Raw genomic sequence first — 22,767 nt, 5'->3', positions numbered from 1 at the left:
CTCCTTTAAATCTAGATGTATTTTTTTGTTGTGTCCTCTGTGTTATAAGTAAATATAGCTGATAAATAATGTGATGTAAGAGGATAAACTAAGTATAGTGAATTGTATCGATAAGCAGAATAAGTTGGCGAAACACTTTCGGGCTTTCTACTTTCACGGTGAAAGGATTGGTTTATATCATTGATCAAACAGATTTTGAGATACTGAAATTATTAGGAGAAAACTCAAGAATACAATGGAAAGAACTTGGCCAAAAAATACATATGACGGGGCAAGCTGTAGGAAATCGAATTCGAAGATTAGAGGATTTAGGGATTATTGAACAGTATACAATTGCAATAAACCGAATCAAATTAGGGCAAGTAGTGACTGCATTTGTTACTTTGTTCGTAACAACAGCTAATCACCAAGAGTTTATGAATTTCTTTCAAGGAGAAGAAGGGATTTCTGAAGTACACCGTATAAGTGGTGAGGGGTGTTATTTATTAAAAACACATTTTGCTTCCAACGAAGACTTAGATAACTTTCTAGGACGACTATTAAAATACGGGAACTATCGTGTTAACTTATCAATAGGAAAGTTGAAATAAGGTTTCTTTTCTTTGGAGGAGATAGTAACGTTATTTGCTAAACTTTATTTGTATAGAGATAATGAAGTCGTTTAATGTTTATCTTAAATAGTCAGAGCCTTACTACAATTTATGTGTAGTAAGGCTTTTTAAAGTTGTTATATTCAACAATTAAGCTGAAGTGTTGAGGGGGGATATGAGACGATTTCTTTCAAGAGAATCATAAATGATTTTGTCTTAAGAAAGATCTTGCAACTCAGTACAGGATCTTTAATTAAACGTTTTTAAAAGCTAAATTGTGGTTTCATATCCCCTTTATAAGGTTCATGTTCAACGAATATAGTTATATCCTTACCAGCTTGGTCTTTACCAGTTCTTTTATACGTAAATTTATTCTTATTTAGTTCAGTAAGTTCAAGAGCAGCACCATATTTATTATTTCCAATTGAAACATGGGCTCTTATTTTATTTTCATGTACAACATCGAAGTAGCCATAATCACCGCGGCTTTGACCTGTTTCGCTATTGAAGAACTCATATTTATTAGATTTGTCATCAAATTTTGCTAGACTTATAAAATTCGAATTAAATTGTGTTACATCGTTACCAGCTTCGTCTAATACCTTTGTTCCGTGCCAAAGGGTACCGCCTAAAATTTTATCTCCATCAACATTTTTAACAATATCTCCTGTAGTCGTGTTCAGCTGCTTGTCCGGATCAGTGAAAGAAAGTTCTTTTTCTTTATATGGAACATGTTCAACGAAAACTTCTACATCTTTACCGTTAGCGTCTTTCCCCATTCGTTTATAAGTAAATACATTTTTATTTAGTTTTGTCATGTCAACGACAGCTTGATACTTCATTGATTCTGAAATTAATATTCTCTTCTTCCCATCATTTGTGACAAAGAAAGTTCCTTTATCGCCACGACTTGCACCTGTTTTAGCATCAAAAAATTCATATCTGCCTGACTTCGCATCAAATTTTGCAAGACCAATGAAGTTTGCATTCTCTTTTGTTAAGTCATTCTTATCTTTGTCATACACTCGTGTACCTTGCCAATTTGTCTTGCTAAGAATATTAGCCATTTTTTGCCCTTTAGTTAATTTATTTTCCTTTTTTGTTTCTTTAGCAACTTGTTCTTGTTTTTGTTTACTATGATTTTCTTCAGCTTTAGTACCAGCACACCCTGTTAATGCTAATGTGAATCCGAGCAGTACGGATGATAGTGCTTTTGTTTTTTTGTTCATGTTTTATCGTCTCCTTATTTTAGTACGGTTTGCGATTATAGTAGCAGTGCGTCATATATGAACTTAGTTGCTACGTTTCTTATGTTAATACCCGACTATAAACTGCCTCTAAATAAAACATTAAAAAAAGATAAACTAATTCCTAAAAAATGTTCATATTTATAAAAAATCGCTAGCTTGTTGTAGTGCCTACGAGTAATCCAACAAATACATTGTAATGAAGAAGGAAAGTCGTTAACAATAATGTAATTCCTAATGGAGCCAATCGATTGTATTGCAAAATTTTCGAGCTAAACTGTAGGGGAAATGAAGATTTTATAGAATTCGTTTCGTATAGGAAGGGGATGTCCATGTTTGATTCAACAGATTTTAAGATTATACAATTACTACAAGAAAACGCTAGAATGAACTGGAAGGAAATTGGGGAGATAGTACATTTGACTGGTCAGGCTGTCGGGAAACGAATTCATAAATTAGAAGAGGCAGGTGTCATTCAAAAATATACGATAAATATCGATAGGGCTAAGCTAGAAGGATCTATTATGACCTTTGTTACACTATTTTTGCATGCACCGCACTATCATAATCAAATTCAAAACTTTTTTGAAAAAACGGACGTAATTACTGAAATGTATCGTATAAGCGGCGATGGGTGCTATGTCATGACTCTTCACACATCTTCGCATCAGCAATTAGAAGAGACTCTTGCAGATGTTTTACATTATGGTGATTATCGTATAAATACTGTCATTAAGACAATGGAAAAAAAGAAAGAATAAGATACTTATCCTTTCTTTTTTTTGAACTGTAATTTTTTATTTGCTCTTGTTTATAAAACAGTTTGCTGACATGACTGTTGCATAAATATCACCAAACTCTAATGCACTCATGAACGATTGATGAGCGTGTACTGCGGGGATTAGATTTCCTTGAAATTCTAAATCTTTTGTTGTACAAGCATCTTCAATTACAATACATTGAAATCCGAAGTCACTGGCAGCGCGTACTGTTGCATCAATACATACATGAGTCATCATACCGCAAATGACTAGTTGATCTATTTTTTCTGTCTTTAATGTTTCTAATAAATTTGTTCTTAAAAAACTGTTAGGGTGATGTTTTTGAATGACTCTTTCGTTAGCAATCGGTTGTACATTATCATAAATTTGAACACCTACTGTATCGGGTAAGAAGAAAGTAGCCCCTTCGTTGTTCGAAATATGTTGTACGTGAATAACTGTTTTATGCTTTTCGCGAAATACTCTCAAAACTTCTTTCGCTTTTTGTGCGGCTTTTTCAGGTTGATGTAATTCCATATTGCCGCCTTCAAAGTAATCATTTTGTATGTCTACTAATAGTAACGCTTCTTTCATCGTTATTCCCCCCACATATATTTGTACAGTACGTTGTTTGTACTGTACCGTTATTATATAAAGTGTAGGTATGCGGAAGTAATAGCGTTATGAAACGATTTTAACGGATATAGTTTCAGTGTGAAAAAAGTGAAAGTTGGTATAAGTACAAATGGATTTTGTGGAATTCACGGCAAAGTTATAGGTAGAGTGGCGTTGTAGGATAAAAACCATAACTTTGCTGGAGGATCGGGTTATGGTTTTTTTTATGAGGAAATGCGATTTTAAGTTTTTGCTGAAGATGTTTTTCTAGGATATGCTGTGAGTGATTGAAGTGAGGTAGTGTCGGATATTGTCGACCGATCGATATATTAGAAAAATCGTTGATATATTGTGAGTTATGATAGATATATTGGAAAAATCGTTGATATATTGCTAGTTGTGATAGATATATTGAAAAAATCGTTGATATATTTGTAAAGGGGTGTTTGAGGTGATTGTGAAAGAAAGAAAAATACCGATTTATATAAGACAGTTAGAAGCGCTTCTTAGAAGGTTACCTGTATATCATCCGAAACGAAATATAATTGGAGAAAACTTGGCAAAACACATGGCGGGGTATAAAGGGGAGCAAGCGATTGATTATCCACTTAGTTTTATTTCTGAGAAAGAGTACAGTGTTTTACATGATGTTCGCTTATCTAATCATGATCAATACTTTCAAATTGATACTATTATCATTTCCACAAAGTTTCTTCTGTTTCTTGAGATAAAAAATATAGCAGGTACATTAATATTTGATACAAAGTTTAATCAACTTATCCGAATAACAGAAGGAAATTCAGAGGGATTTCCAGACCCTGTTTTACAAATAAAAAGGCAGGAAATACAACTTAAAAAATGGTTAAGCTTACATGGATTTTCTTCTAGTCTTCCAATCGAGTCCCTCGTTGTTATTAGCTCGCCTCGTACCATTATAAAATCTTCAGATGACAATCTTCTTCATACAATTATTCATAGTGCAAATCTACCTCATAAAATAAAGTGGTTTGAAAGTAAATATAAGAAAAAAGTTATAGATAATGTAGATAGGCTCATTCATCAAATAATAGCGGAGCATTCTCCACTTCAACAAAATATACTTGAGCAATATAAAATAGAAAAAGAGGAGTTGCTAAATGGAGTACAATGTGAGAAATGCTTAGTTATTCCAATGGTTAAAGTTAAGAAGGGGTGGCGTTGTACAAGTTGTAAAGATTTTTCAAAAGTGGCACATGAGGGTGCTATACGAGATTATGCATTGCTCATTAGTACGACATGTACGAACGGTAATTTGAAAGAGTTTCTCCATGTTTCGTCAGGTATGGTTGTAAACAGAATTCTCCACACACTAAATCTGGCCTATACTGGCAACAACAAAGGACGAATATATGATTTAACTTCTTTCCAATCGTAATTTTGCTATAATAAATAAGTACTCATACGAAGGGGAGTTTAAAGATAAAATGAAGTCGTTTAATATCGATCATGTTATAGCTAGTATTTTGCAATGGATATTAAATATAGCTTTAATTATATTATCCATTGTGTTATCGATTTTCTTAGTGAATGAGACGATCACGTTTGTGCAGTATATTTTTTCGTCAAAAGAGTATACGTCTTATAAATTGGTTGAAAGTATCATCGTCTATTTCTTATACTTCGAGTTCATTGCATTAATTATTAAGTATTTTAAATCGAATTATCATTTCCCGTTACGTTATTTTATTTATATCGGAATTACGGCTTTAATTCGGTTGATTATTGTGTCTCATGAGGAACCGATGGAGACGTTATTATACGCAGGAGCAATTCTTGTTTTAGTTATTGCTTTATACATATCGAATATGAGAGATTTGAGAAAAGAGTAGTAGTGCAGACGTAAGTTTGCACTACTTTTTTATGTGGAATTTTCCACCCTATGATTTTGGGGCTGTAATCAAATGAATAGTGTCAGGACATTCTAATTTATAAGTTACTTTGTTGTCTTCAATATCTTTCTTTATCTTTTGACATGTAGTATTCGAATATTGTATCTCTTGGTTTTCATTATGTTTCTCATTTGTTTTTGTGTAGTCGACATCATAATAGACGGAGGTAGATTCCTTTTCTTTTTTTACAGTTAAATCAATAATAATAGGCTCGTTCTTGTTATTAAATTTAGTAATTCTAACTGAATCGTCTTTATTTGAATTATAGTTTTTTACGAAAGTATCTAATTTCTCTATGTTATAAACTTCATCGTTTTTCTCAATAATATCACCACGTTTTTTGGAAGCCTCAAAAGTATATGTCTCGTTTTTATCGTTTTTTTGCTCATTATTAGTACAACCAATAAGAGTAAATAAGGCTAATGAGATTACAGATAACGCATATTTTCTATATTGTATTCTCATAGATTCAGCTCCTTTTCTTAATTTTTAACGATGATATATTTATAATTTTATTTTATCTTAATGAGCTTTTTGGAAAGCAAAAAGACTGTTCTTTTTTCGTTAAGTTACTGTAAATACCTACATTCTTTATTAATTAGTTATAAATTTCGGCATAATATTTTTACATTAGTTTTTACATCTTGACCTTCAAGTTGCTTGAAAGTTTACAATGAAATTAGGGCGTTTGAAATCGAAAAAAATTGAGAAATTAAGTGAAGAGGTTTCTTTTACTTGGAGGTTATAGGAATGAATCAGGAATTGAAGTTACGTCCATTAGAACGAGAAGATTTAAAGTTTGTACACGAACTGAATAATAATGCCCATATTATGTCGTATTGGTTTGAAGAGCCGTATGAGGCATTTGTGGAGCTGCAGGATTTATACGATAAACATATACATGATCAAAGTGAACGACGATTTATCGTTGAGAAAGACAATGAGATGGTTGGATTAGTTGAGTTAGTAGAAATCGATTATATTCATCGTAGAACAGAATTCCAAATTATTATTGATCCAAATTATCAAGGATATGGTTATGCAGCAGAGGCGACGCGTTTAGCGATGGATTATGCTTTCGCTGTATTAAATATGCATAAGATTTATTTAGTTGTGGATAAAGAAAATGAGAAAGCAGTCCATGTGTATAAAAAGGTTGGATTTATAGTGGAAGGCGAGCTTTTAGACGAGTTTTTCGTTGATGGTAACTATCATAATGCGATAAGAATGTGTATGTTCCAGAAGGAATATTTTAAAAATAAGTAGTTGAATGATTTGGAGGTAATGTTGACGCTTCGTAAAACTGTATGCTAAAATCCCTTTTAAGTATTAAGGAAGGTGCAGAACATGCTTTATATAAAATTTGTAAAACTCATTAGAAAACTTTGCTCCGCACAAATGTATACGGTGAAGCGTTGTACGGAGCTTAATCAAGGGGCATAAATCCCTATATTCATCGACTGAATAACTTTTCTAAAAAAGTATAGTTTATCTATGCTTATTTGGTTATGGTTTTTCAGTTGATGTATAAAATAGATTAAGGGGCCATAGACAATGCTTTGTCTATGGCCCTTTGTGTATATTATTCCGATGAGTATTTACTGTAAATTGGAGTAGTATAGGAAAAACCACGAAGCAGAGGGCTAGTGTCGAATGACGCTATCTCTCTGCTTTTTTTAATTTCAGGAAAAGAGGAATAAAAATGAGTTTACTTAAAGTTGAAAGTTTATCACATAGTTTTATTGATAAAGTATTATACGAAAATGCTTCTTTTGATTTGCATAAAGGCGAGCATATGGGAATTGTTGGACAGAATGGTGCAGGGAAAAGCACATTAATGAAAATATTGGTGGGGGAAATTATTTCTGATAAGGGGAGCATTAAGTGGCAACCTAATATTCAAATTGGACATCTTGATCAATATGCAGAAATTGATGGGAGCTATACTATTTCACAATATGCAAAGCGAGCCTTTTATGATTTGTTTGAAATGGAAAAGAGAATGAATAAGTTATATGAAGAAAGTGCGATGACTGGAGATGAGAATCAACTATTGAAAGCAGCTGAAATACAAGAACAGCTTGAGGCTCGTGATTTTTATTCAGTAGACAGCGTAATAAATAAGGTGGCAGCCGGTTTAGGTATTGATGCGATTGGGATGGATCGTGTTATTGGTGAATTAAGCGGAGGGCAGCGTGCAAAGGTAATTTTAGCAAAGCTTTTATTAGAAGAGCCTACTATTTTATTACTAGATGAACCGACGAATTTTCTCGATAAGGAGCATGTGGAGTGGCTTGCTAATTATTTAATGAATTTTGAAGGAGCGTTTATTGTCGTATCACATGATTTTGATTTTCTGGAAAAGGTAACTTCTTGCATATGTGATGTAGAGTTCGGAACGGTTAAGAAGTATTACGGAAAATACTCAGATTTTGTAAGACAAAAGGAGCATTTGCGAAAAGATTATATTCGCCAATATTATGCACAGCGAAAGAAAATTGAAAAAACGGAAGAGTATATTCGTAGAAATATTGCTGGGGTGAATTCAAAAATAGCGCAAGGTCGTAGAAAACAATTGGAGCGTATGGAAAGAATTGCGCCACCAAGTTTTACTCATAAACCGTCTATTCATTTTCAGGAACTTCCCATTTCAGTTCAGACAGTTCTTGAAGTAAATAACCTTGAAGTTGGTTACGATTTCGCTCTCTTACCAAAGTTAAATTTTTCAGTAATGGGTGGGCAAAAACTTGTTATTACAGGTTTCAATGGAGTAGGGAAATCTACTTTATTAAAAACAATCGTTGGAAATATTGCTAGCATTTCTGGAGAGTTTCACTTTTCAGAGCAAATAAAGATTGGATATTATGAGCAAGATTTAAATTGGAGCAATGATTCTTTAACGCCGCTTCAAATTATTTCAGAACAGTTTCCTAAACTGAATATGAAGGAAATACGCCATCATTTAGCTGCGTGTGGTGTGAAGGATACGCACGTTTCGCAAGAAATTCGGACGTTAAGTGGTGGTGAACAATCGAAGGTGAAACTGTGCGGATTATTACTATCACCTTGTAACTTCTTAATTTTAGATGAGCCGACAAATCATTTAGATGCAGAAGCGAAGGAAGCTTTGCAAAAGGCGCTAATTCAGTTTAAGGGCAGCATTATACTCGTATCTCACGAAGCAAGTTTTTATCTTGATTGGGCAGATAGCATCTTTGATATAGAGACAGGATTAGTTAAGGGGGTGTGAAACATATGAGTGAAAACAATTGGAAAACGAAAATTATATTATTTTTGACCGCTCAAACTATTTCGTTGTTCGGTTCCTCTCTCGTGCAATACGCGATTATATGGTATATCACCCTTACAACATCATCAGGAGTGATGTTGACTATTTCAACTGTTTGCGGTTTTCTACCACAAATTGCGATATCTTTGTTTGCAGGTGTTTGGATTGATCGTTATGACCGTAAAAAGATGATTATGTTATCGGATGGGGTTATAGCGATTGCGACGTTAGTTTTAGCAAGTTTATTTTTAACAGGATATAAAAGTATTTGGTTACTTTTTATTGTGTTACTCATTCGTTCAGCTGGAACAGGAGTACAAACGCCAGCTGTGAATGCATTAATTCCGCAAATCGTTCCGAAAGAGTATCTTATGAAAGTAAATGGAATAAATAGCAGTATTACATCTTTAATTATGTTTCTTTCTCCAGCAGCAAGTGCTGCGATTCTTTCTATTGCCAGCATTGAAATAACATTTTTTATTGATGTTATTACAGCTATGATTGGAATTAGTATTATGTTTGTTATTCAGGTCGAAGGACATGTGAATGTAGAGAGTAAGCAAAAATCTAATCTACAGGGAATTAAAGAAGGGTTCTCTTATTTAAAAGAAAATGTATTTATTAAAAGGCTAATCCTTTTATTGATTATCGTCATGATTTTAATAAGTCCAGCTGCTTTTTTAACACCTTTAATGGTAACTCGTTCTTTCGGGGCCGAAATGTGGAGACTTACTGCTAGTGAGATGACCTTTAGTGCGGGTGCGGCAGCTGGTGGCGTATTGATTGCGGCGTGGGGTGGCTTTCGTAATCGTATGTATACAACAGCGCTAGCTTGTGCATTATATGGACTGCTTATGATTGGACTCGGAATAGCACCGATATTTATTATGTATTTAGTATTTAATTTTTTAATTGGTATAACAATGCCGTGCTTCAATACACCAGTTACTGTGTTATTGCAGGAGAAAGTAGAACCATCGATGCACGGACGGATGTTCAGCCTTGTACAAATTGCGAATTCATGCGCGCTTCCTTTAGGAATGATAATATTTGGTCCGTTGTCGGATATGTTTAGTGTAGAGATTTTGTTAATTTATGCTGGGATATTCGTGCTATTTTGCGCAATGTATATTGTATTAAGCAAGAGGTTTGAAGTGTAAATATTTATAATTTAGAAGGTTTGTGAAGGAATTTAAGATGCTTCGCAAACCTTTTTTTTATTAGTTTAGTCAATAATTATTTATTGTTAAACAATAAATAATTATTGACTGTTAATGTTATTTTAGATAATATGATGTTAACGATTTAAGAAGAATTACATAAGTAGAGGAGAATGTGAAATGAAAAATAAATACGTAGTAGCTATTTCTTTCATGATTTTAGCGATTATTTCTTTAACTATACATGCTTCAAACAGTAAAGTAGGAGCGGATGGATTCCTTGAAGAACCTTTCTTTTTCCTAGTACCGATAAGTTATGTATTGTTCCTTAGTGGTATTGGTGTATTATTATTTGGATTTATTACTTCCAAGCTAAAAAAGGGCAATAGATAGGGGCAACCTATAGGGACAAAACACTTACTATGAAATAGAAACATACCATATGGAAGAAAAAGAATAAGTGAGATGAATCATGATGAACCATCATTTTTATAATGGAAGACAAGTAGGAGCAGCTATTACACTGGCTGGGGCACAGGGGACAATTCATGCTGTGAATCAAGCTATTCAAATGCAACAACAAGCATATTTTGCACAAATGTTGCAAAGTCAGTATATGCCGTATTCACAACTTCCGATGCAAATTGTACATTACGATGTACATCCAGCTGGTTTATTTTCCATTCCATATGGCGGGACATACTTCTTATGAAAGAAAGCGACTGGTTAGAGTCGCTTTTTTTATATTCCGCCTAGCTTCATTCCAAGGAAGGCAAAGGCGATACCAATTATGTAAGTAGCACTTAAATATAAAAGGAAGATGTACAGTTTTTTACGATTGAGAAGCTGAACAGATTCTAATTTAAGCGTAGAAAATGTAGTGAATGCGCCCATAAATCCAGTACCTAATAATAGTTGCCAGCCTGTAGTGACTCCGTTGCCAATTATATATCCAAGTAAAAATGCCCCTGTTATATTAATAAGGAATGTAGCAATTGGAAATTGTGTTTTATTTCTTTTCTTAAACCAATTGCTAATTGCAAATCGTGTAATCGCGCCGAAAAATCCACCTGTTGCCACTAATAAAGCTTCTATCATAAGTGATCACCTTCCGTAAGATGTTTCTTAATTAAGAAATCACCTAGTGTATAGCCAAGACCAGACATAATGAGACCACCAAGTATGCTGCATGATACATATAAGAAAGCCGTATCCCATTCAGAATGATTGATTAGTTGCACAGTTTCTACACTAAATGTTGAAAACGTCGTAAAGGAACCAATGAATCCAGTCCCAATGCCTGTGATAATTTCTAATGGTAAGATGTTTCGCCGAGCGATATAGGTAGTTAGCCACGCTAATAGGAAGCAGCCGAGTAAGTTGATGAGCAATGTAGCTAGCGGAAATGAATGATTCCATGAAGTATGAATAGTAAGACCTAAATAATAGCGAGAAAGGGCTCCTAATATACCGGCTATGCCAACGATAATATAAATCAATTTCTTCACCTCTTTAAATAGCTTGCTCAAAAAAATAGACTCCTACCAGTAGTTATACTGGTAGGAGTCATTAGCTAAGCAGCAGTTATGGCGAACTCCATCGCCTCTGATTATTACATATAGTGTACTAAATATACCGTTTAATTTCTAGTGAGGAGGTGGGTGTAACTTTTCTTTTTTTGATGTTTGAAGGTTTTTTAGTAATTAAAATGAGATCGATTACTTATCAACTAAATATAGTGATATACAGTTTTAATTATGATAAAATGTTTCTTATGTGTGTCGTTTTATTTTATTTGACTGAAAATAAAGAAAAATAAATTCGCGTGAAAAGGAGTCATTTATTTGAAGAAATTTTTAAAAATCGTATTTATATGTGTTTTAGTATTAGCGGGCATTGTAGGAGGATTTCTAGCGTATATGACACTTACTAAAGAACAGCCTGCTGATGTTATAAGCTTGAAGGTGGAGAATAATAAGGAGCGCGTATTAGCGACTGGAAATGAATTTAAAGTTACAACATTTAATATTGGATATGCTGGGTTAGATAAGGATCAAGATTTCTTTATGGATGGTGGAAAGGGATCTGGTTCAAGTAGTAAAGAGCAAACGGAAATTAATTTAAAGAATATGCTTTCGTTTTTACAAAATGAGAATAGTGATTTTGCGCTATTACAAGAAGTTGATATAAAGTCACTTCGTTCATTTGATGTAAATGGACATGAATTTTTGAAAAAAGGATTACCTGATTATGTTTCGTCATTTGGCAAGAACTACGATACGAAATGGGTTCCAGTGCCAATAACAAATCCAATGGGATATGCGGAGGCTGGATTAAGTACGTTTTCTAAATACACTGTTCAAGAAGCGAAGAGGTTCCAGCTGCCTGGAATGGAGCCTTGGCCAAAGCGTTTGTTTGATTTAGATCGAGCAATTGTGGAATATAAAATTCCTGTTAATAATGGGAAACATGTTAGACTCGTAAATCTACATTTGTCTGCTTATGATGAAGGCGGGAAAATTAGAAAACAGCAAGTAGAGTATTTAAAAGAATATATGAACAAGCATTATGAAAATGGTGATTACGTAATAATGGGCGGAGATTGGAATCAATTAGTTTCGAACGCTCAATTAAGTGATCCGAAGTTTGTGAAAGAGCGTCCTGAGTGGTTAGTAGAGTTACCGAAGGATTTTACGGACGGTGGCTTTAAGTGGGCTGTAGATCCGTCTGTTATGACTGTGAGAGATGATGTAAAGAAATATGTCGAAGGTGAAAATTTCGTCACTATTATTGATGGCTTTATCGTTTCACCGAATGTAGAGATTGTAAATGTACAAGGGAAAGATTTAAAGTTTGAAAATAGCGATCATAACCCAGTGAGTGCGGTATTTAAACTGAAGTAATTGATATGTATAAGTAGAAGGTGGGGCTTCATATGGAGTGGTTAAAGAGGACTTGTTTTTCTAACCTTGAGAAAGAATCACAGAAAAATCATTTATTACTGTTTATAACGATTTGTAGTTTCTGCCTTGGGATAATCGCGATTGGGTATTATGGATATATTTTTACAGAGAGAGCAATAGCGTTTTGGATTTGTGGTATTTCGGTCGTTGCATTTGGAACGCTTTTTACTTTTATAAAAAATATGGAATCAGCGTATAAATATATCATGACATTTATGTTGCTTACCATGTCTTACATCATGGTACAAGCTTTTAATGAAAGCCCGGCTGTATTTCAAATGGTTTATTTTACATTAGCTGTTTCACTTATTTACTTAAGTGAGCGCCTCATTTTAATTCTTGGCGGGGTAGCTGTTGTGATCACATTTATTCTTTGTAGCTATTGGCCGAAGCAATTTTTTGCTTATACAGCCTCGTCTGAAGCTGCTAATTTTGCAAGTTTGTTAGCGATTGTAACAATTGCTATGTGGGGCGTCACGAAAATCGGTTCTAATCTGCTCCTTCATTTAAGTGATGAGAAGCAAGAAGTAATGAGAAAAGCTCAGGAGCTAGAAGAGACGCAAAGGCTTATTGAAGAAACAGTTGTGAAACTAGATAGTAATTTCAATCATTTAAGGCAAAATATGAACACGTCGATGGAATCGATGAGTGAAATTAATTTTGCCTTTGAAGAGGTAGCAGTTGGTACGCAATCACAATCAGAGATGATGTATCGTTCGGTAGAGGTATTGAATGATATGGAGGGAAATATTGAACAAATCATCTCTCAAGTAAGAACTGCATCGGCTCGTGTGGATGAAAGTTTAGACATTTCAAAAGGTAGTGTACATACTTTAAGAAATTTTGAAGCTAACATGAGAAGTTTAAATGATGTTGTTTCACAGTCTGGAATTATATTTAGAGATTTAATGATGCAATCGAAACAAATTAATGAAATTGTAGATGTAATAACGAATATTTCAAGTCAGACGAGTTTGCTAGCTTTAAATGCAAATATTGAAGCTGCGAGGGCAGGTGAGCATGGAAAAGGTTTTGCTATTGTAGCGAGTGAAGTGTTAAAGCTTGCTGAAGAATCAAATCGTTCTGCGGGAAGAATTCAGGGGATTTTGAAGGAGTTTAGTAATCAAGCAAGTAAGGTAGAAGTGCAGGTAGAGAAGTCAGAAAGAGTACAAGAAGAGTGTAACGAAATGTTAGCAAGCGTTTTAACAAACGTAACTGATTTAGGGAAGTTTATTGATGCGATTAATAAAGTAATGCGAGAGGTTGTTATTCATCAAGAAAGTTTCCAAGTTAAAACGACGAATATTGTAAAGGATGTTACGCATGCTTCTAACGTAATTCAGCAAACTTCTACAGCTACAGAAGAAGTGCTAGCGAGTGTGGAAGAAGAAAAACATCGAAATGATATATCGGTGAAGACGTTACATACTGTTAGCGAGCAAGTGAAGTTACTAGAAGATATTCTAGAAAAGTAATATTTCTTGAAAAGGGCACACCATGTGTGCTCTTTTTTCATTTAAATGAATACTTGATAGTAATTTAATTGCTTTTCTGCGCGTTTTCTGCCAAGCTTAAGGAGATAAAGTGAGACTAATACCTACTGATTATTAGTTGAACCTCGCAAATAGCGGGATAAAATACTTCAAAGAAAGAATTATATAGGTGACGAATATGATTGAAGTTAAGACTTCTGAACTTAGTGATGGAGAATTTAATAGAGGTGTATTTGCAACTCGTGATATTAAAAAGGGTGAGTTGATTCACTCAGCACCAGTTATCTCTTATCCGAATGAACAGCATGAACACATTGAAAAAACGTTACTTGCTGACTACGCATTTGAGTATGGGGTAAATCATACGGCATTCCTGTTAGGATACGGCATGTTATTTAATCATGCATATAATCCGAATGCAACGTATGAAATTGTCTTCGAGAATCATACTTTTAACTTCTTCGCGTATAAGGATATAAAAGCGGGAGAAGAAATTTTAATCAATTATAATGGTGAAGTGGATGACGATGAGCTATTATGGTTTGATAAGGAAAAAGAAGAGAACGAAAAATAATTTAATGAGTATAGAAAGAGCACATTCTGTGGAATGTGCTCTTTTTTCATTGATGTAAATAAAGTAAAAAGTACAAAAAAATACCACTTTCTTTTTGTATGGTATAGTAAGATACTGAGGGATAGTGTTTTGAAAAAGTCACATATTTTACAAATTGTTGTCTTTCTGATGACATGTCAAGTTTAGTAGTCCATTTGGGTTGCTTTATTATGCAATATATATTTTAATATGAGTGGCACCTCTTATAAATTAAGAGGTTTATAGGTGTCTCGAATTGATTTTGGGTACACTGTATCCACCACTTTAGGTTCTTTCATGTACGTGGGGATATTATGGGCCCGTATAACGGGATAAAATGAATATAGAAATAGAGGAATCGTAAAATGAATATGCAAGAGGTTTATAAATATTTAAGTACGGTATTGCCTGAAGGACATGTTAAACAAGATGAAATGTTAAAGAATCATACGCATATTAAAGTTGGCGGAAAAGCAGATGTTTTCGTTGCGCCTACAAATTATGATGAAATTCAAGAAGTTATCAAATATGCGAACGAATATAATATTCCAGTTACGTTTTTAGGAAATGGATCGAATGTCATTATTAAAGATGGTGGAATTCGCGGGATTACAGTAAGTTTAATTCATATTACAGGTGTTACTGTAACAGGAACGACGATTGTAGCACAGTGTGGCGCAGCAATTATTGATGTATCACGCATTGCATTAGATCATAATTTAACGGGTCTTGAGTTTGCTTGTGGTATTCCAGGTTCAGTTGGCGGAGCATTATATATGAATGCTGGTGCATACGGCGGTGAAATTTCGTTTGTATTAACAGAAGCTGTCGTAATGACAGGTGATGGAGAGCTACGTACTTTGACGAAAGAAGCATTTGAATTTGGATATCGTAAGAGTGTATTTGCGAACAACCATTACATTATTCTTGAAGCGAGATTTGAACTTGAAGAAGGTGTACGTGAAGAAATTAAAGCAAAAATGGATGATTTAACGTTTAAGCGTGAGTCAAAACAGCCTCTAGAATACCCTTCTTGTGGTAGCGTATTTAAGCGCCCACCAAATAACTTTGCTGGTAAGTTGATTCAAGACTCAGGACTACAAGGTAAGCGAATTGGTGGAGTAGAAGTTTCTTTAAAACATGCTGGATTTATGGTGAATGTTGATAACGGAACAGCACAAGATTACATCGATTTAATTCACTTCGTACAAAAGACAGTTGAAGAGAAATTTGGCGTGAAGTTAGAGCGAGAAGTAAGGATTATTGGAGAAGATAAGGAATAACGAAATACGTATGAAGATATGAATTATTTTAAAATAATATTTGGGTATTGTTGACAATTTGTTTTCAATTCAATATAATGGCTAATAATTTAACAAATAACATACGTTGAAAGAGCCCAGTAGCAGTTTGTCACTGTTAACGAGAGAGCTAGGGGTTGCTGGAACCTAGCACAAACAAACTTGCGAATTACACTCTGGAGTATCTTAGGTAATGCTAAGCGGACTAGCAATCGATATTATTGCTAAGAGTGGTATGAGTAGCTATGCTATTTATGCAAACTGGGTGGTAACACGGTGAATAATCGTCCCTATGTCTATCGTAGACATAGGGGCTTTTTTGTTTTTAAAAAATAAAGGGGATGACAAAAGATGAATATTATTGATGAATTAGAATGGCGCGGCGCCGTTAATCAGCAGACTGACGAAGAAGGCTTACGTAAGCTAGTAGAAGAGAAAAAGATTTCACTATACTGCGGAGTTGATCCAACTGGTGATAGTATGCATATCGGACATTTGATTCCGTTTATGATGATGAAGAGATTCCAATTAGCTGGCCATCATCCTGTTATTTTAATTGGCGGGGCAACAGGAACAATTGGTGATCCGAGTGGACGACAATCAGAGCGTCAACTTCAAACGTTAGAAGTGGTTCAGCATAATGTAGATGCGTTAACAGCACAAATGAAAAAGCTATTTGATTTTGGTGGAAATAGCGAAGTGAAGATGGTAAATAACTATGATTGGACACATGAAATAAATATTATTGAGTTTTTACGTGATTACGGGAAAAACTTTAGCATCAATAGCATGTTAGCGAAGGATATTGTAGCAAGCCGCTTAGATACAGGTATTTCTTTCACAGAATTCACATATCAAATTTTGCAAGCGATGGATTTTCACCATTTATACACGAAAGAGGATGTTCAACTTCAAATTGGTGGTAGTGACCAATGGGGAAATATTACGAGTGGTTTAGATTTAATTCGTAAGTTAGAAGGTCATGAGGCTAAAGTATTCGGATTAACGATTCCGTTATTATTAAAATCGGACGGTACGAAGTTTGGTAAATCAGCAGGTGGTGCAGTTTGGCTTGATCCTGAAAAAACGACACCGTTTGAATTTTACCAGTTCTGGGTAAATACAGATGACCGTGACGTAATTAAATACTTGAAATACTTTACGTTCTTAAAGAAAGAGCGTATTGATGAATTAGCAGCGAAGGTAGAAGTCGAGCCTCATAAACGTGAAGCGCAAAAAGTGCTAGCGGAAGAAATGACGAAATTCGTTCATGGAGAAGAGGCGTTATTACAAGCTGAGAAAATTACAGCAGCGTTATTTAGCGGAGATATTAAATCGTTAACAGCTGATGAAATTGAACAAGGTTTTAAAGAAATGCCAACATTCCATTCTTCAAAAGAGACAAAAAATATTGTAGAGTGGCTAGTTGATTTAGGAATTGAACCATCCAGACGACAAGCACGCGAGGACATTAATAATGGTGCGATTTCTATGAATGGTGAGAAAGTAACAGATGTGGGTACGGATGTTACTGTAGAAAATTCATTTGATGGAAGATTTATTATTATTCGTAAAGGGAAGAAGAACTACAGCCTTGTGAAGTTAGGCGAATAGTTTGTGTGAAAGGGGTGGGAGTAGGAAGAATACTTCCACCCCTTTCATATACACAATTTGGACATAAAATAATCAGTAAATTTAGATAATTAAAAGGGTTATATTATTCTTCTGCCGAATATATAAGTTAGAGAAAATTACGGATAAAGTGAAACTTTAATCAGTGGGGGGGATTGTTCCTCCCCACTGATTATTAGTTGAACCAATCGGGCTTTTACGGGCAGTTAATCTTCCGACTTCATCCCTGCATTCACTGGATTTTAAGGTGGAGGTTTTACTGCCCGTTAATGCGGGATAAAAATAGCCCGAACCATGCTGGGCATGATTCGGGCTTATATTCAGATTAGTAAGCTAAGCTGAATAGACCTTTAATATGTGATAAGTAACGAACGTTACTTGCTTCTTTCATTAATGATGCTGGTAAGCCTTTAAGTGGAGTATTGCTTGCTCCAATTGTAGCAACCGCATCTTTACGTCCTAGACTAGCAAGTGTTCCAGAGTTTACAGGTGCGAACTCTTCGAATGCTTTGCCTTCTAGTGCTGCGTATAAGTTGTATCCAATTAACTCACCCATTTGCCAAGCGATTTGTGCAGTTGGTGGGTATGGACGACCGTCTGGAGAGAAGACAACAGCGCTGTCTCCAGCAACGAATACGTCTTTGTGAGAAGTAGATTGTAGGTATGCATCAACTGTTGCACGACCACGGTTAACTTCAAGACCTGATTCACCGATTAATGGATTACCTTGTACGCCACCTGTCCAAACGAATGTGTTAGCAACAAGTTTTTGACCGTCTTTTAAGTCGATCTCATTGCCAGCAACGTTTGTTACAGGAAGACCTGTTAAGAATGTAACACCGCGTGCTTCTAGGCTAGTAGTTGCACGTTCGATTAAGTGGTCTGGTAATACTGGAAGGATTTTTGGACCTGCTTCAACAAGAAGAAGTTTAACTTCTTTTGGATTTACGCCGTGGCTTTTTGCAAGTTTAGGCATAATGTCAGCAAGCTCACCAACTAGCTCAACGCCAGTTAATCCGCCACCACCGATTACGATTGTAGCATCAGCTTCGTTTTTCGTTTTCGCGTATTCACGAATACGGTCTTCAACGTGTTTGTAGATTTTGTTTGCATCAGCAGCAGATTTTAATACCATGCTGTTTTCTTCTAGTCCTGGAATACCGAAGTAAGCAGTTTTACTTCCTAAAGCAACTACAAGTGCATCGTAAGATAAAGTAGTGCCGCCAGCTAGTTTGATTTCTTTGCTATCAACAGAGAATGACTCAACTGTTGCGATTTTAAGATCGATATCTTTGCCTTTGAAAAGCTTTGTAAGTGGCATTGCAATTGCTTGCTCAGCAACGTTACCAGCTGCAAGGCGGTGTAGTTCAGTGATGATTTGGTGTGTTGGGTATTGGTTAATCACTGTAACTTGTGCTTCTGATTTGCTGTAATATTTACGTACGTTTAAAGCGGCAAGAAGACCGCCATAACCAGCGCCTAAGATGACAATTTGTTTTGACATAGTATGATATCCCCCGTCTTTACTAATTGTTGTTATAAGTTAAATTATTTATTGTTACGTTCTGCACTAATTTGAAGATATGCGTTCACAAAGCGGAACATTTTTTGTGCTTGTGGATCTTTTAGTAATTTTAATAGACCGAATAGGCCGATAACTTCAGTACTTTCGTCAGCACGATCTTTCGCTTCGATTGCAGTTGCAGCCATGCTTTTCACTGTATCTTTTACAGGTTCTACAAGCTCTGTAATTGCACCAACAGTGTCGCTTTTTAATACTTCATCAGTAGCAACAGTTTGAGCGAAGTCATAAGACTTAGTTAAAATGTTAACAAGCTCAGTTAATTTTGGAAGCTGTTCTACTAGTGTTGTTAATGATTCTTGTACCTCAGGTTTTAACAACTGATCAAGTACATCAAGTTGTCCTTGGCTAGCAGAAATTTGTACAGTTTCTTGTTCTGGCTTTGTTTGAGTCATAGTTTCTGGCATCTCCAATTCTCCTTTACGATAGCAATACTCTTATTTTTTATAAGTAAGATAGTAAACGTTTACGAAACTTTATGCAAAGTTTCACAAAACACAATAAAATGCCTTTAAATCTATGGCAGCAAACAAGCTGACATAAATCTAAAACCACATTTTCTTACCTATTGTTTATGAACTGTCCGATACATGGCTTGTCCGCATAATGGAAAAGCTCCGCTACCGGAAAGTGTATATAATATATATCCTATATTATATACTATATGCACCTATGTTAACATAAAAATGATTCCTAATTATTTGATATTGAGTGTATAACCTAGTGCTGACAAGGTATGAAAGCGTATAAAATATTTTGTTTTAGTTAGAAATGTACATATATATATAGAAAAAAAGGAAAAAACGAACAAATTCATGTTCGTTTTTTCCTTTTTTTCTATTATTCACCTTCTGCAATTAGCATCGATGTATTACCTTCTTTTTCAAGATGACATTCGCCCCAAGTACAAAGAGAGTCAAGAATTGATTCTAAAGACCAACCGTAATCAGTAAGGGAGTATTCTACTTTTGGCGGGACTTGGTTGTAGACTTTTCTTTGAATGACCCCGTCGTCCTCTAATTCGCGTAATTGCTGAGTTAACATTTTTTGTGTAATACCAGGCATTAAACGTTTTAGTTCACTCGTTCTTTTTGTGCCTTTCGTTAGATGACAAAGGATAACAACCTTCCATTTTCCACCGATAACCTCTAAAGTCGCCTCTACAGGAATATTGTATTTCTTCATATGAAACCCTCCTTTTATGAGTAAAGTAAGCTTAATAATACAAATGTTACTTTTTAGTACCTATAGCACTTTAAAGTACGTACTTTTTATCATGTTAAATATGTTTCATAATAGCACATGTGAGAAGCAAGTGAGTAGTACGGTACCAAAAAGTGACTATGTTACTTTTTAGTGCCTATCGTACTTTAAAGTGCGTTCTTCAAAAAAGGAATGAAACCATTCATAATAGCATTTGTAAGTATAAAATATATTTTTTAGAAGATAAAAGGGCCTTTTTATCACACTATTATGATTGGATTTCTTGTAATAAGGAGGAATTCAATTGAGTTTATATACAGTACCATCTTCAGAAGTTCAGACGAATCGAAGAAGTATGTTTGCTTTATTAGCACTAGCAATTAGTGCATTTGGGATTGGTACGACCGAGTTTATTAGTGTCGGTTTACTACCATCTATTTCGAAAGATTTAAATGTTTCGGTTACAACAGCTGGTTTAACCGTTTCTTTATATGCATTAGGAGTAGCGTTTGGTGCTCCAGTATTGACGTCATTAACAGCTAGTATGTCGCGAAAGACGTTGTTAATGTGGATTATGATTATTTTCATTATTGGCAATGGTATTGCGGCAGTAGCAACAAGTTTTACTGTGCTACTTATCGCGAGGGTTGTATCTGCGTTTGCGCATGGGGTTTTTATGTCAATTGGATCTACAATTGCGGCTGCGCTTGTACCTGAGAATAAACGTGCAAGTGCAATAGCATTTATGTTTACTGGTTTAACTGTTGCGACTATTACAGGTGTACCAATTGGAACATTTATCGGTCAACAATTTGGCTGGAGAGCATCGTTTATGGTTATTGTGGCAATTGGAGTCGTTGCTTTAATCGCCAACAGTATGCTAATTCCTTCTAACTTAAAAAAGGGTACGTCTGTATCATTTCACGATCAATTTAAGTTGATTACGAACGGAAGACTATTACTTGTATTTATCATTACTGCATTAGGATACGGGGGAACATTCGTAACATTTACGTATTTATCTCCGTTATTACAAGAAGTAACAGGATTTAAAGCAAGTACCGTTACAATTATTTTGTTAGTATACGGAATTGCAATTGCGATTGGGAATATGGTCGGCGGAAAATTATCAAATTATAATCCGATTCGAGCGTTATTTTACATGTTCTTTATTCAAGCGATTGTATTATTTGTTTTAACATTTACAGCGCCATTTAAAGTTGCTGGATTCATTACAATTATTTTTATGGGACTATTTGCGTTTATGAATGTCCCAGGGCTACAAGTGTATGTCGTTATCTTGGCTGAGAGGTTTGTACCTAGCGCTGTTGATGTAGCATCAGCGATTAACATTGCAGCATTTAACGCAGGAATTGCTCTTGGTGCTTACTTGGGCGGTATTGTAACGAACTCGTTAGGATTAATTCATACGACTTGGGTAGGCGGAATTATGGTAGTAGGTGCTGTGATTTTAACAGCGTGGAGCATGACATTAGAAAAAAGAGATCAAGTAAAATAAAAGGAGAGAAAATAAAATGAAAAACTTACAAAGTAAAACAGTATTAAATAATGGTGTAGAAATGCCTTGGTTCGGTTTAGGTGTATTTAAAGTAGAAGAAGGACCAGAACTTGTAGAAGCTGTAAAATCAGCGATTAAAGCAGGATACCGTAGCATCGATACAGCTGCAATTTACGGAAATGAAAAAGCTGTAGGTGAAGGAATCCGTGCCGGTATTGAAGCGACTGGTATTTCAAGAGAAGAATTATTTATCACTTCAAAAGTATGGAACGCAGATCAAGGATACGAAGAAACAATTGCTGCATACGAAGAGAGCTTAAAGAAATTAGAACTAGATTATTTAGACCTATATCTTGTTCACTGGCCTGTAGAAGGAAAATATAAAGATACGTGGAGAGCGCTAGAAACACTTTATAAAGAAGATCGCGTACGTGCAATTGGCGTAAGTAACTTCCAAATTCACCACTTACAAGATGTAATGAAAGATGCAGAAATTAAGCCAATGATTAACCAAGTAGAATACCACCCTCGTTTAACACAAAAAGAATTACAAGCTTTCTGTAAAGAACAAGGTATTCAAATGGAAGCATGGTCACCACTTATGCAAGGTCAATTATTAGATAACGAAACATTACAAGCAATTGCTGAGAAACACGGTAAAACAACAGCACAAGTGATTTTACGTTGGGATCTTCAAAACGGAATAATCACAATTCCAAAATCAACGAAAGAACACCGCATTATTGCAAACGCGGATGTATTTAACTTTGAATTAACAAAAGAAGACATGGAAACAATCGATGCGTTAAACGAAAATCACCGCGTTGGTCCAGATCCTGATAACTTCGATTTCTAAGATTAAAGTAAGAAAGAAAAAAGAGTGCTTTTATGC

The 22,767-nt window shown here is 35.0% G+C and carries 24 protein-coding genes, 1 riboswitch and 1 other annotated feature; of the genes, 16 read left to right on the top strand and 8 right to left on the bottom strand.

The features are described from left to right. Positions 1–158 precede the first annotated feature (158 nt). On the top strand, positions 159–590 hold the full coding sequence (locus BCG9842_RS25315; RefSeq protein WP_002008929.1) for an Lrp/AsnC family transcriptional regulator: 432 nt from the start codon (positions 159–161) through the stop codon (positions 588–590). A gap of 263 nt (positions 591–853) precedes the next feature. Here the strand turns inward: BCG9842_RS25315 and BCG9842_RS25310 are convergent, their stop codons facing one another. Continuing rightward, positions 854–1,819: a DUF4822 domain-containing protein gene (locus BCG9842_RS25310; protein WP_001036624.1), complete on the bottom strand. Its 966-nt coding sequence runs from the start codon at positions 1,817–1,819 to the stop codon at positions 854–856. Positions 1,820–2,169: 350 nt separating this feature from the next. Between BCG9842_RS25310 and BCG9842_RS25305 the strand changes: the two genes are divergently transcribed. Then, complete coding sequence (locus BCG9842_RS25305; protein ID WP_000460472.1) at positions 2,170–2,598, top strand: Lrp/AsnC family transcriptional regulator; 429 nt, start codon at positions 2,170–2,172, stop codon at positions 2,596–2,598. Between the two features lie 36 nt (positions 2,599–2,634). On the opposite strand, the gene BCG9842_RS25300 is transcribed toward BCG9842_RS25305, so the two are convergent. After that, positions 2,635–3,192 carry a cysteine hydrolase family protein gene (locus tag BCG9842_RS25300; RefSeq protein ID WP_000656620.1) on the bottom strand — a complete coding sequence of 186 codons (558 nt, stop codon included), beginning with the start codon at positions 3,190–3,192 and terminating at the stop codon, positions 2,635–2,637. Between the two features lie 478 nt (positions 3,193–3,670). Here BCG9842_RS25300 and BCG9842_RS25295 point away from each other — a divergent pair, with 478 nt between their 5' ends. Both BCG9842_RS25295 and psiE read left to right on the top strand, forming a co-directional pair. Next, positions 3,671–4,627 carry a nuclease-related domain-containing protein gene (locus BCG9842_RS25295; protein ID WP_016078158.1) on the top strand — a complete coding sequence of 319 codons (957 nt, stop codon included), beginning with the start codon at positions 3,671–3,673 and terminating at the stop codon, positions 4,625–4,627. Positions 4,628–4,676: 49 nt separating this feature from the next. Continuing rightward, entirely contained in the window at positions 4,677–5,081 is a 405-nt protein-coding gene (psiE, locus tag BCG9842_RS25290) for a phosphate-starvation-inducible protein PsiE (RefSeq protein ID WP_000834707.1), read from the top strand. Positions 5,082–5,129: 48 nt separating this feature from the next. Here psiE and BCG9842_RS25285 read toward each other — a convergent pair whose 3' ends face one another. Then, positions 5,130–5,606, bottom strand: a complete 477-nt coding sequence (locus BCG9842_RS25285; protein ID WP_001222628.1) for a DUF4362 domain-containing protein — start codon at positions 5,604–5,606, stop codon at positions 5,130–5,132. Positions 5,607–5,891: 285 nt separating this feature from the next. On the opposite strand from BCG9842_RS25285, the gene speG reads away from it, so the two are divergent. The 5 genes from speG (at position 5,892) to BCG9842_RS25260 (ending at position 10,302) form a co-directional block, all read left to right on the top strand. After that, positions 5,892–6,407, top strand: a complete 516-nt coding sequence (gene speG / locus BCG9842_RS25280) for a spermidine N1-acetyltransferase (protein WP_001071083.1) — start codon at positions 5,892–5,894, stop codon at positions 6,405–6,407. A 436-nt stretch (positions 6,408–6,843) separates the two neighbouring features. Beyond that, positions 6,844–8,391, top strand: a complete 1,548-nt coding sequence (locus BCG9842_RS25275; protein ID WP_000054881.1) for an ABC-F family ATP-binding cassette domain-containing protein — start codon at positions 6,844–6,846, stop codon at positions 8,389–8,391. A gap of 5 nt (positions 8,392–8,396) precedes the next feature. Beyond that, positions 8,397–9,590: an MFS transporter gene (locus BCG9842_RS25270; protein WP_001293763.1), complete on the top strand. Its 1,194-nt coding sequence runs from the start codon at positions 8,397–8,399 to the stop codon at positions 9,588–9,590. Between the two features lie 180 nt (positions 9,591–9,770). Beyond that, entirely contained in the window at positions 9,771–9,983 is a 213-nt protein-coding gene (locus BCG9842_RS25265) for a DUF3955 domain-containing protein (protein WP_000792612.1), read from the top strand. A gap of 79 nt (positions 9,984–10,062) precedes the next feature. Next, positions 10,063–10,302 (top strand): DUF3947 family protein, encoded by a 240-nt coding sequence (locus BCG9842_RS25260; protein ID WP_000980931.1) that lies wholly within the window; start codon positions 10,063–10,065, stop codon positions 10,300–10,302. Positions 10,303–10,331: 29 nt separating this feature from the next. On the opposite strand, the gene crcB (BCG9842_RS25255) is transcribed toward BCG9842_RS25260, so the two are convergent. After that, positions 10,332–10,688: a fluoride efflux transporter CrcB gene (crcB, locus tag BCG9842_RS25255; RefSeq protein ID WP_000568584.1), complete on the bottom strand. Its 357-nt coding sequence runs from the start codon at positions 10,686–10,688 to the stop codon at positions 10,332–10,334. After that, positions 10,685–11,089, bottom strand: coding sequence for a fluoride efflux transporter CrcB (gene crcB, locus BCG9842_RS25250; RefSeq protein WP_000639338.1), 405 nt, complete (start codon positions 11,087–11,089; stop codon positions 10,685–10,687). The genes crcB (BCG9842_RS25255) and crcB (BCG9842_RS25250) overlap by 4 nt, the downstream gene beginning before the upstream one ends. A gap of 54 nt (positions 11,090–11,143) precedes the next feature. Next, positions 11,144–11,203, bottom strand: a riboswitch (Fluoride riboswitch). A 231-nt stretch (positions 11,204–11,434) separates the two neighbouring features. Between crcB (BCG9842_RS25250) and BCG9842_RS25245 the strand changes: the two genes are divergently transcribed. From BCG9842_RS25245 to tyrS, 5 genes are all read left to right on the top strand, one after another. Next, positions 11,435–12,493, top strand: coding sequence for an endonuclease/exonuclease/phosphatase family protein (locus BCG9842_RS25245; RefSeq protein ID WP_000714043.1), 1,059 nt, complete (start codon positions 11,435–11,437; stop codon positions 12,491–12,493). A 32-nt stretch (positions 12,494–12,525) separates the two neighbouring features. Then, entirely contained in the window at positions 12,526–14,028 is a 1,503-nt protein-coding gene (locus tag BCG9842_RS25240) for a DUF4077 domain-containing protein (protein WP_000455070.1), read from the top strand. A 196-nt stretch (positions 14,029–14,224) separates the two neighbouring features. Further along, positions 14,225–14,620, top strand: coding sequence for an SET domain-containing protein (locus tag BCG9842_RS25235; RefSeq protein ID WP_000573651.1), 396 nt, complete (start codon positions 14,225–14,227; stop codon positions 14,618–14,620). Between the two features lie 383 nt (positions 14,621–15,003). After that, on the top strand, positions 15,004–15,921 hold the full coding sequence (gene murB, locus BCG9842_RS25230) for a UDP-N-acetylmuramate dehydrogenase (protein WP_001057103.1): 918 nt from the start codon (positions 15,004–15,006) through the stop codon (positions 15,919–15,921). Between the two features lie 97 nt (positions 15,922–16,018). Next, positions 16,019–16,234 (top strand) — a binding site (T-box leader). A 56-nt stretch (positions 16,235–16,290) separates the two neighbouring features. Further along, entirely contained in the window at positions 16,291–17,553 is a 1,263-nt protein-coding gene (gene tyrS / locus BCG9842_RS25225) for a tyrosine--tRNA ligase (RefSeq protein ID WP_001021089.1), read from the top strand. 343 nt (positions 17,554–17,896) lie between these two features. Here tyrS and BCG9842_RS25220 read toward each other — a convergent pair whose 3' ends face one another. From BCG9842_RS25220 to BCG9842_RS25210, 3 genes are all read right to left on the bottom strand, one after another. Then, a complete protein-coding gene (locus BCG9842_RS25220) occupies positions 17,897–19,075 on the bottom strand; it encodes an NAD(P)/FAD-dependent oxidoreductase (protein WP_000043197.1) in 1,179 nt (392 codons plus the stop codon). A gap of 44 nt (positions 19,076–19,119) precedes the next feature. Further along, positions 19,120–19,560, bottom strand: coding sequence for a DUF1641 domain-containing protein (locus BCG9842_RS25215; RefSeq protein WP_001115310.1), 441 nt, complete (start codon positions 19,558–19,560; stop codon positions 19,120–19,122). Positions 19,561–19,993: 433 nt separating this feature from the next. After that, positions 19,994–20,338 (bottom strand): winged helix-turn-helix transcriptional regulator, encoded by a 345-nt coding sequence (locus BCG9842_RS25210; protein WP_000760473.1) that lies wholly within the window; start codon positions 20,336–20,338, stop codon positions 19,994–19,996. 373 nt (positions 20,339–20,711) lie between these two features. Here BCG9842_RS25210 and BCG9842_RS25205 point away from each other — a divergent pair, with 373 nt between their 5' ends. Both BCG9842_RS25205 and BCG9842_RS25200 read left to right on the top strand, forming a co-directional pair. Next, positions 20,712–21,875 (top strand): MFS transporter, encoded by a 1,164-nt coding sequence (locus BCG9842_RS25205; RefSeq protein ID WP_176518770.1) that lies wholly within the window; start codon positions 20,712–20,714, stop codon positions 21,873–21,875. Between the two features lie 16 nt (positions 21,876–21,891). Then, on the top strand, positions 21,892–22,731 hold the full coding sequence (locus BCG9842_RS25200) for an aldo/keto reductase (protein ID WP_000793558.1): 840 nt from the start codon (positions 21,892–21,894) through the stop codon (positions 22,729–22,731). Positions 22,732–22,767: the final 36 nt, after the last annotated feature.

Origin of the sequence: Bacillus cereus G9842, assembly GCF_000021305.1 — a bacterium.
GTDB lineage: Bacteria > Bacillota > Bacilli > Bacillales > Bacillaceae_G > Bacillus_A > Bacillus_A thuringiensis_S.
This window is presented reverse-complemented; position numbering and strand designations above follow the sequence as displayed.

What these genes read in the sequence shown, in the direction of transcription:
- BCG9842_RS25270 (WP_001293763.1), top strand. Translation starts at nt 8,397, where the DNA reads ATGAGTGAAAACAATTGGAAAACGAAAATTATATTATTTTTGACCGCT.
- psiE (WP_000834707.1), top strand. Translation starts at nt 4,677, where the DNA reads ATGAAGTCGTTTAATATCGATCATGTTATAGCTAGTATTTTGCAATGG.
- BCG9842_RS25200 (WP_000793558.1), top strand. Translation starts at nt 21,892, where the DNA reads ATGAAAAACTTACAAAGTAAAACAGTATTAAATAATGGTGTAGAAATG.
- BCG9842_RS25205 (WP_176518770.1), top strand. Translation starts at nt 20,712, where the DNA reads ATGTTTGCTTTATTAGCACTAGCAATTAGTGCATTTGGGATTGGTACG.
- BCG9842_RS25310 (WP_001036624.1), bottom strand. Translation starts at nt 1,819, where the DNA reads ATGAACAAAAAAACAAAAGCACTATCATCCGTACTGCTCGGATTCACA.
- BCG9842_RS25240 (WP_000455070.1), top strand. Translation starts at nt 12,526, where the DNA reads ATGGAGTGGTTAAAGAGGACTTGTTTTTCTAACCTTGAGAAAGAATCA.
- BCG9842_RS25215 (WP_001115310.1), bottom strand. Translation starts at nt 19,560, where the DNA reads ATGCCAGAAACTATGACTCAAACAAAGCCAGAACAAGAAACTGTACAA.
- BCG9842_RS25235 (WP_000573651.1), top strand. Translation starts at nt 14,225, where the DNA reads ATGATTGAAGTTAAGACTTCTGAACTTAGTGATGGAGAATTTAATAGA.
- BCG9842_RS25220 (WP_000043197.1), bottom strand. Translation starts at nt 19,075, where the DNA reads ATGTCAAAACAAATTGTCATCTTAGGCGCTGGTTATGGCGGTCTTCTT.
- speG (WP_001071083.1), top strand. Translation starts at nt 5,892, where the DNA reads ATGAATCAGGAATTGAAGTTACGTCCATTAGAACGAGAAGATTTAAAG.
- BCG9842_RS25260 (WP_000980931.1), top strand. Translation starts at nt 10,063, where the DNA reads ATGATGAACCATCATTTTTATAATGGAAGACAAGTAGGAGCAGCTATT.
- BCG9842_RS25265 (WP_000792612.1), top strand. Translation starts at nt 9,771, where the DNA reads ATGAAAAATAAATACGTAGTAGCTATTTCTTTCATGATTTTAGCGATT.
- crcB (WP_000568584.1), bottom strand. Translation starts at nt 10,688, where the DNA reads ATGATAGAAGCTTTATTAGTGGCAACAGGTGGATTTTTCGGCGCGATT.
- BCG9842_RS25285 (WP_001222628.1), bottom strand. Translation starts at nt 5,606, where the DNA reads ATGAGAATACAATATAGAAAATATGCGTTATCTGTAATCTCATTAGCC.
- BCG9842_RS25305 (WP_000460472.1), top strand. Translation starts at nt 2,170, where the DNA reads ATGTTTGATTCAACAGATTTTAAGATTATACAATTACTACAAGAAAAC.
- murB (WP_001057103.1), top strand. Translation starts at nt 15,004, where the DNA reads ATGAATATGCAAGAGGTTTATAAATATTTAAGTACGGTATTGCCTGAA.
- BCG9842_RS25210 (WP_000760473.1), bottom strand. Translation starts at nt 20,338, where the DNA reads ATGAAGAAATACAATATTCCTGTAGAGGCGACTTTAGAGGTTATCGGT.
- tyrS (WP_001021089.1), top strand. Translation starts at nt 16,291, where the DNA reads ATGAATATTATTGATGAATTAGAATGGCGCGGCGCCGTTAATCAGCAG.
- BCG9842_RS25300 (WP_000656620.1), bottom strand. Translation starts at nt 3,192, where the DNA reads ATGAAAGAAGCGTTACTATTAGTAGACATACAAAATGATTACTTTGAA.
- BCG9842_RS25275 (WP_000054881.1), top strand. Translation starts at nt 6,844, where the DNA reads ATGAGTTTACTTAAAGTTGAAAGTTTATCACATAGTTTTATTGATAAA.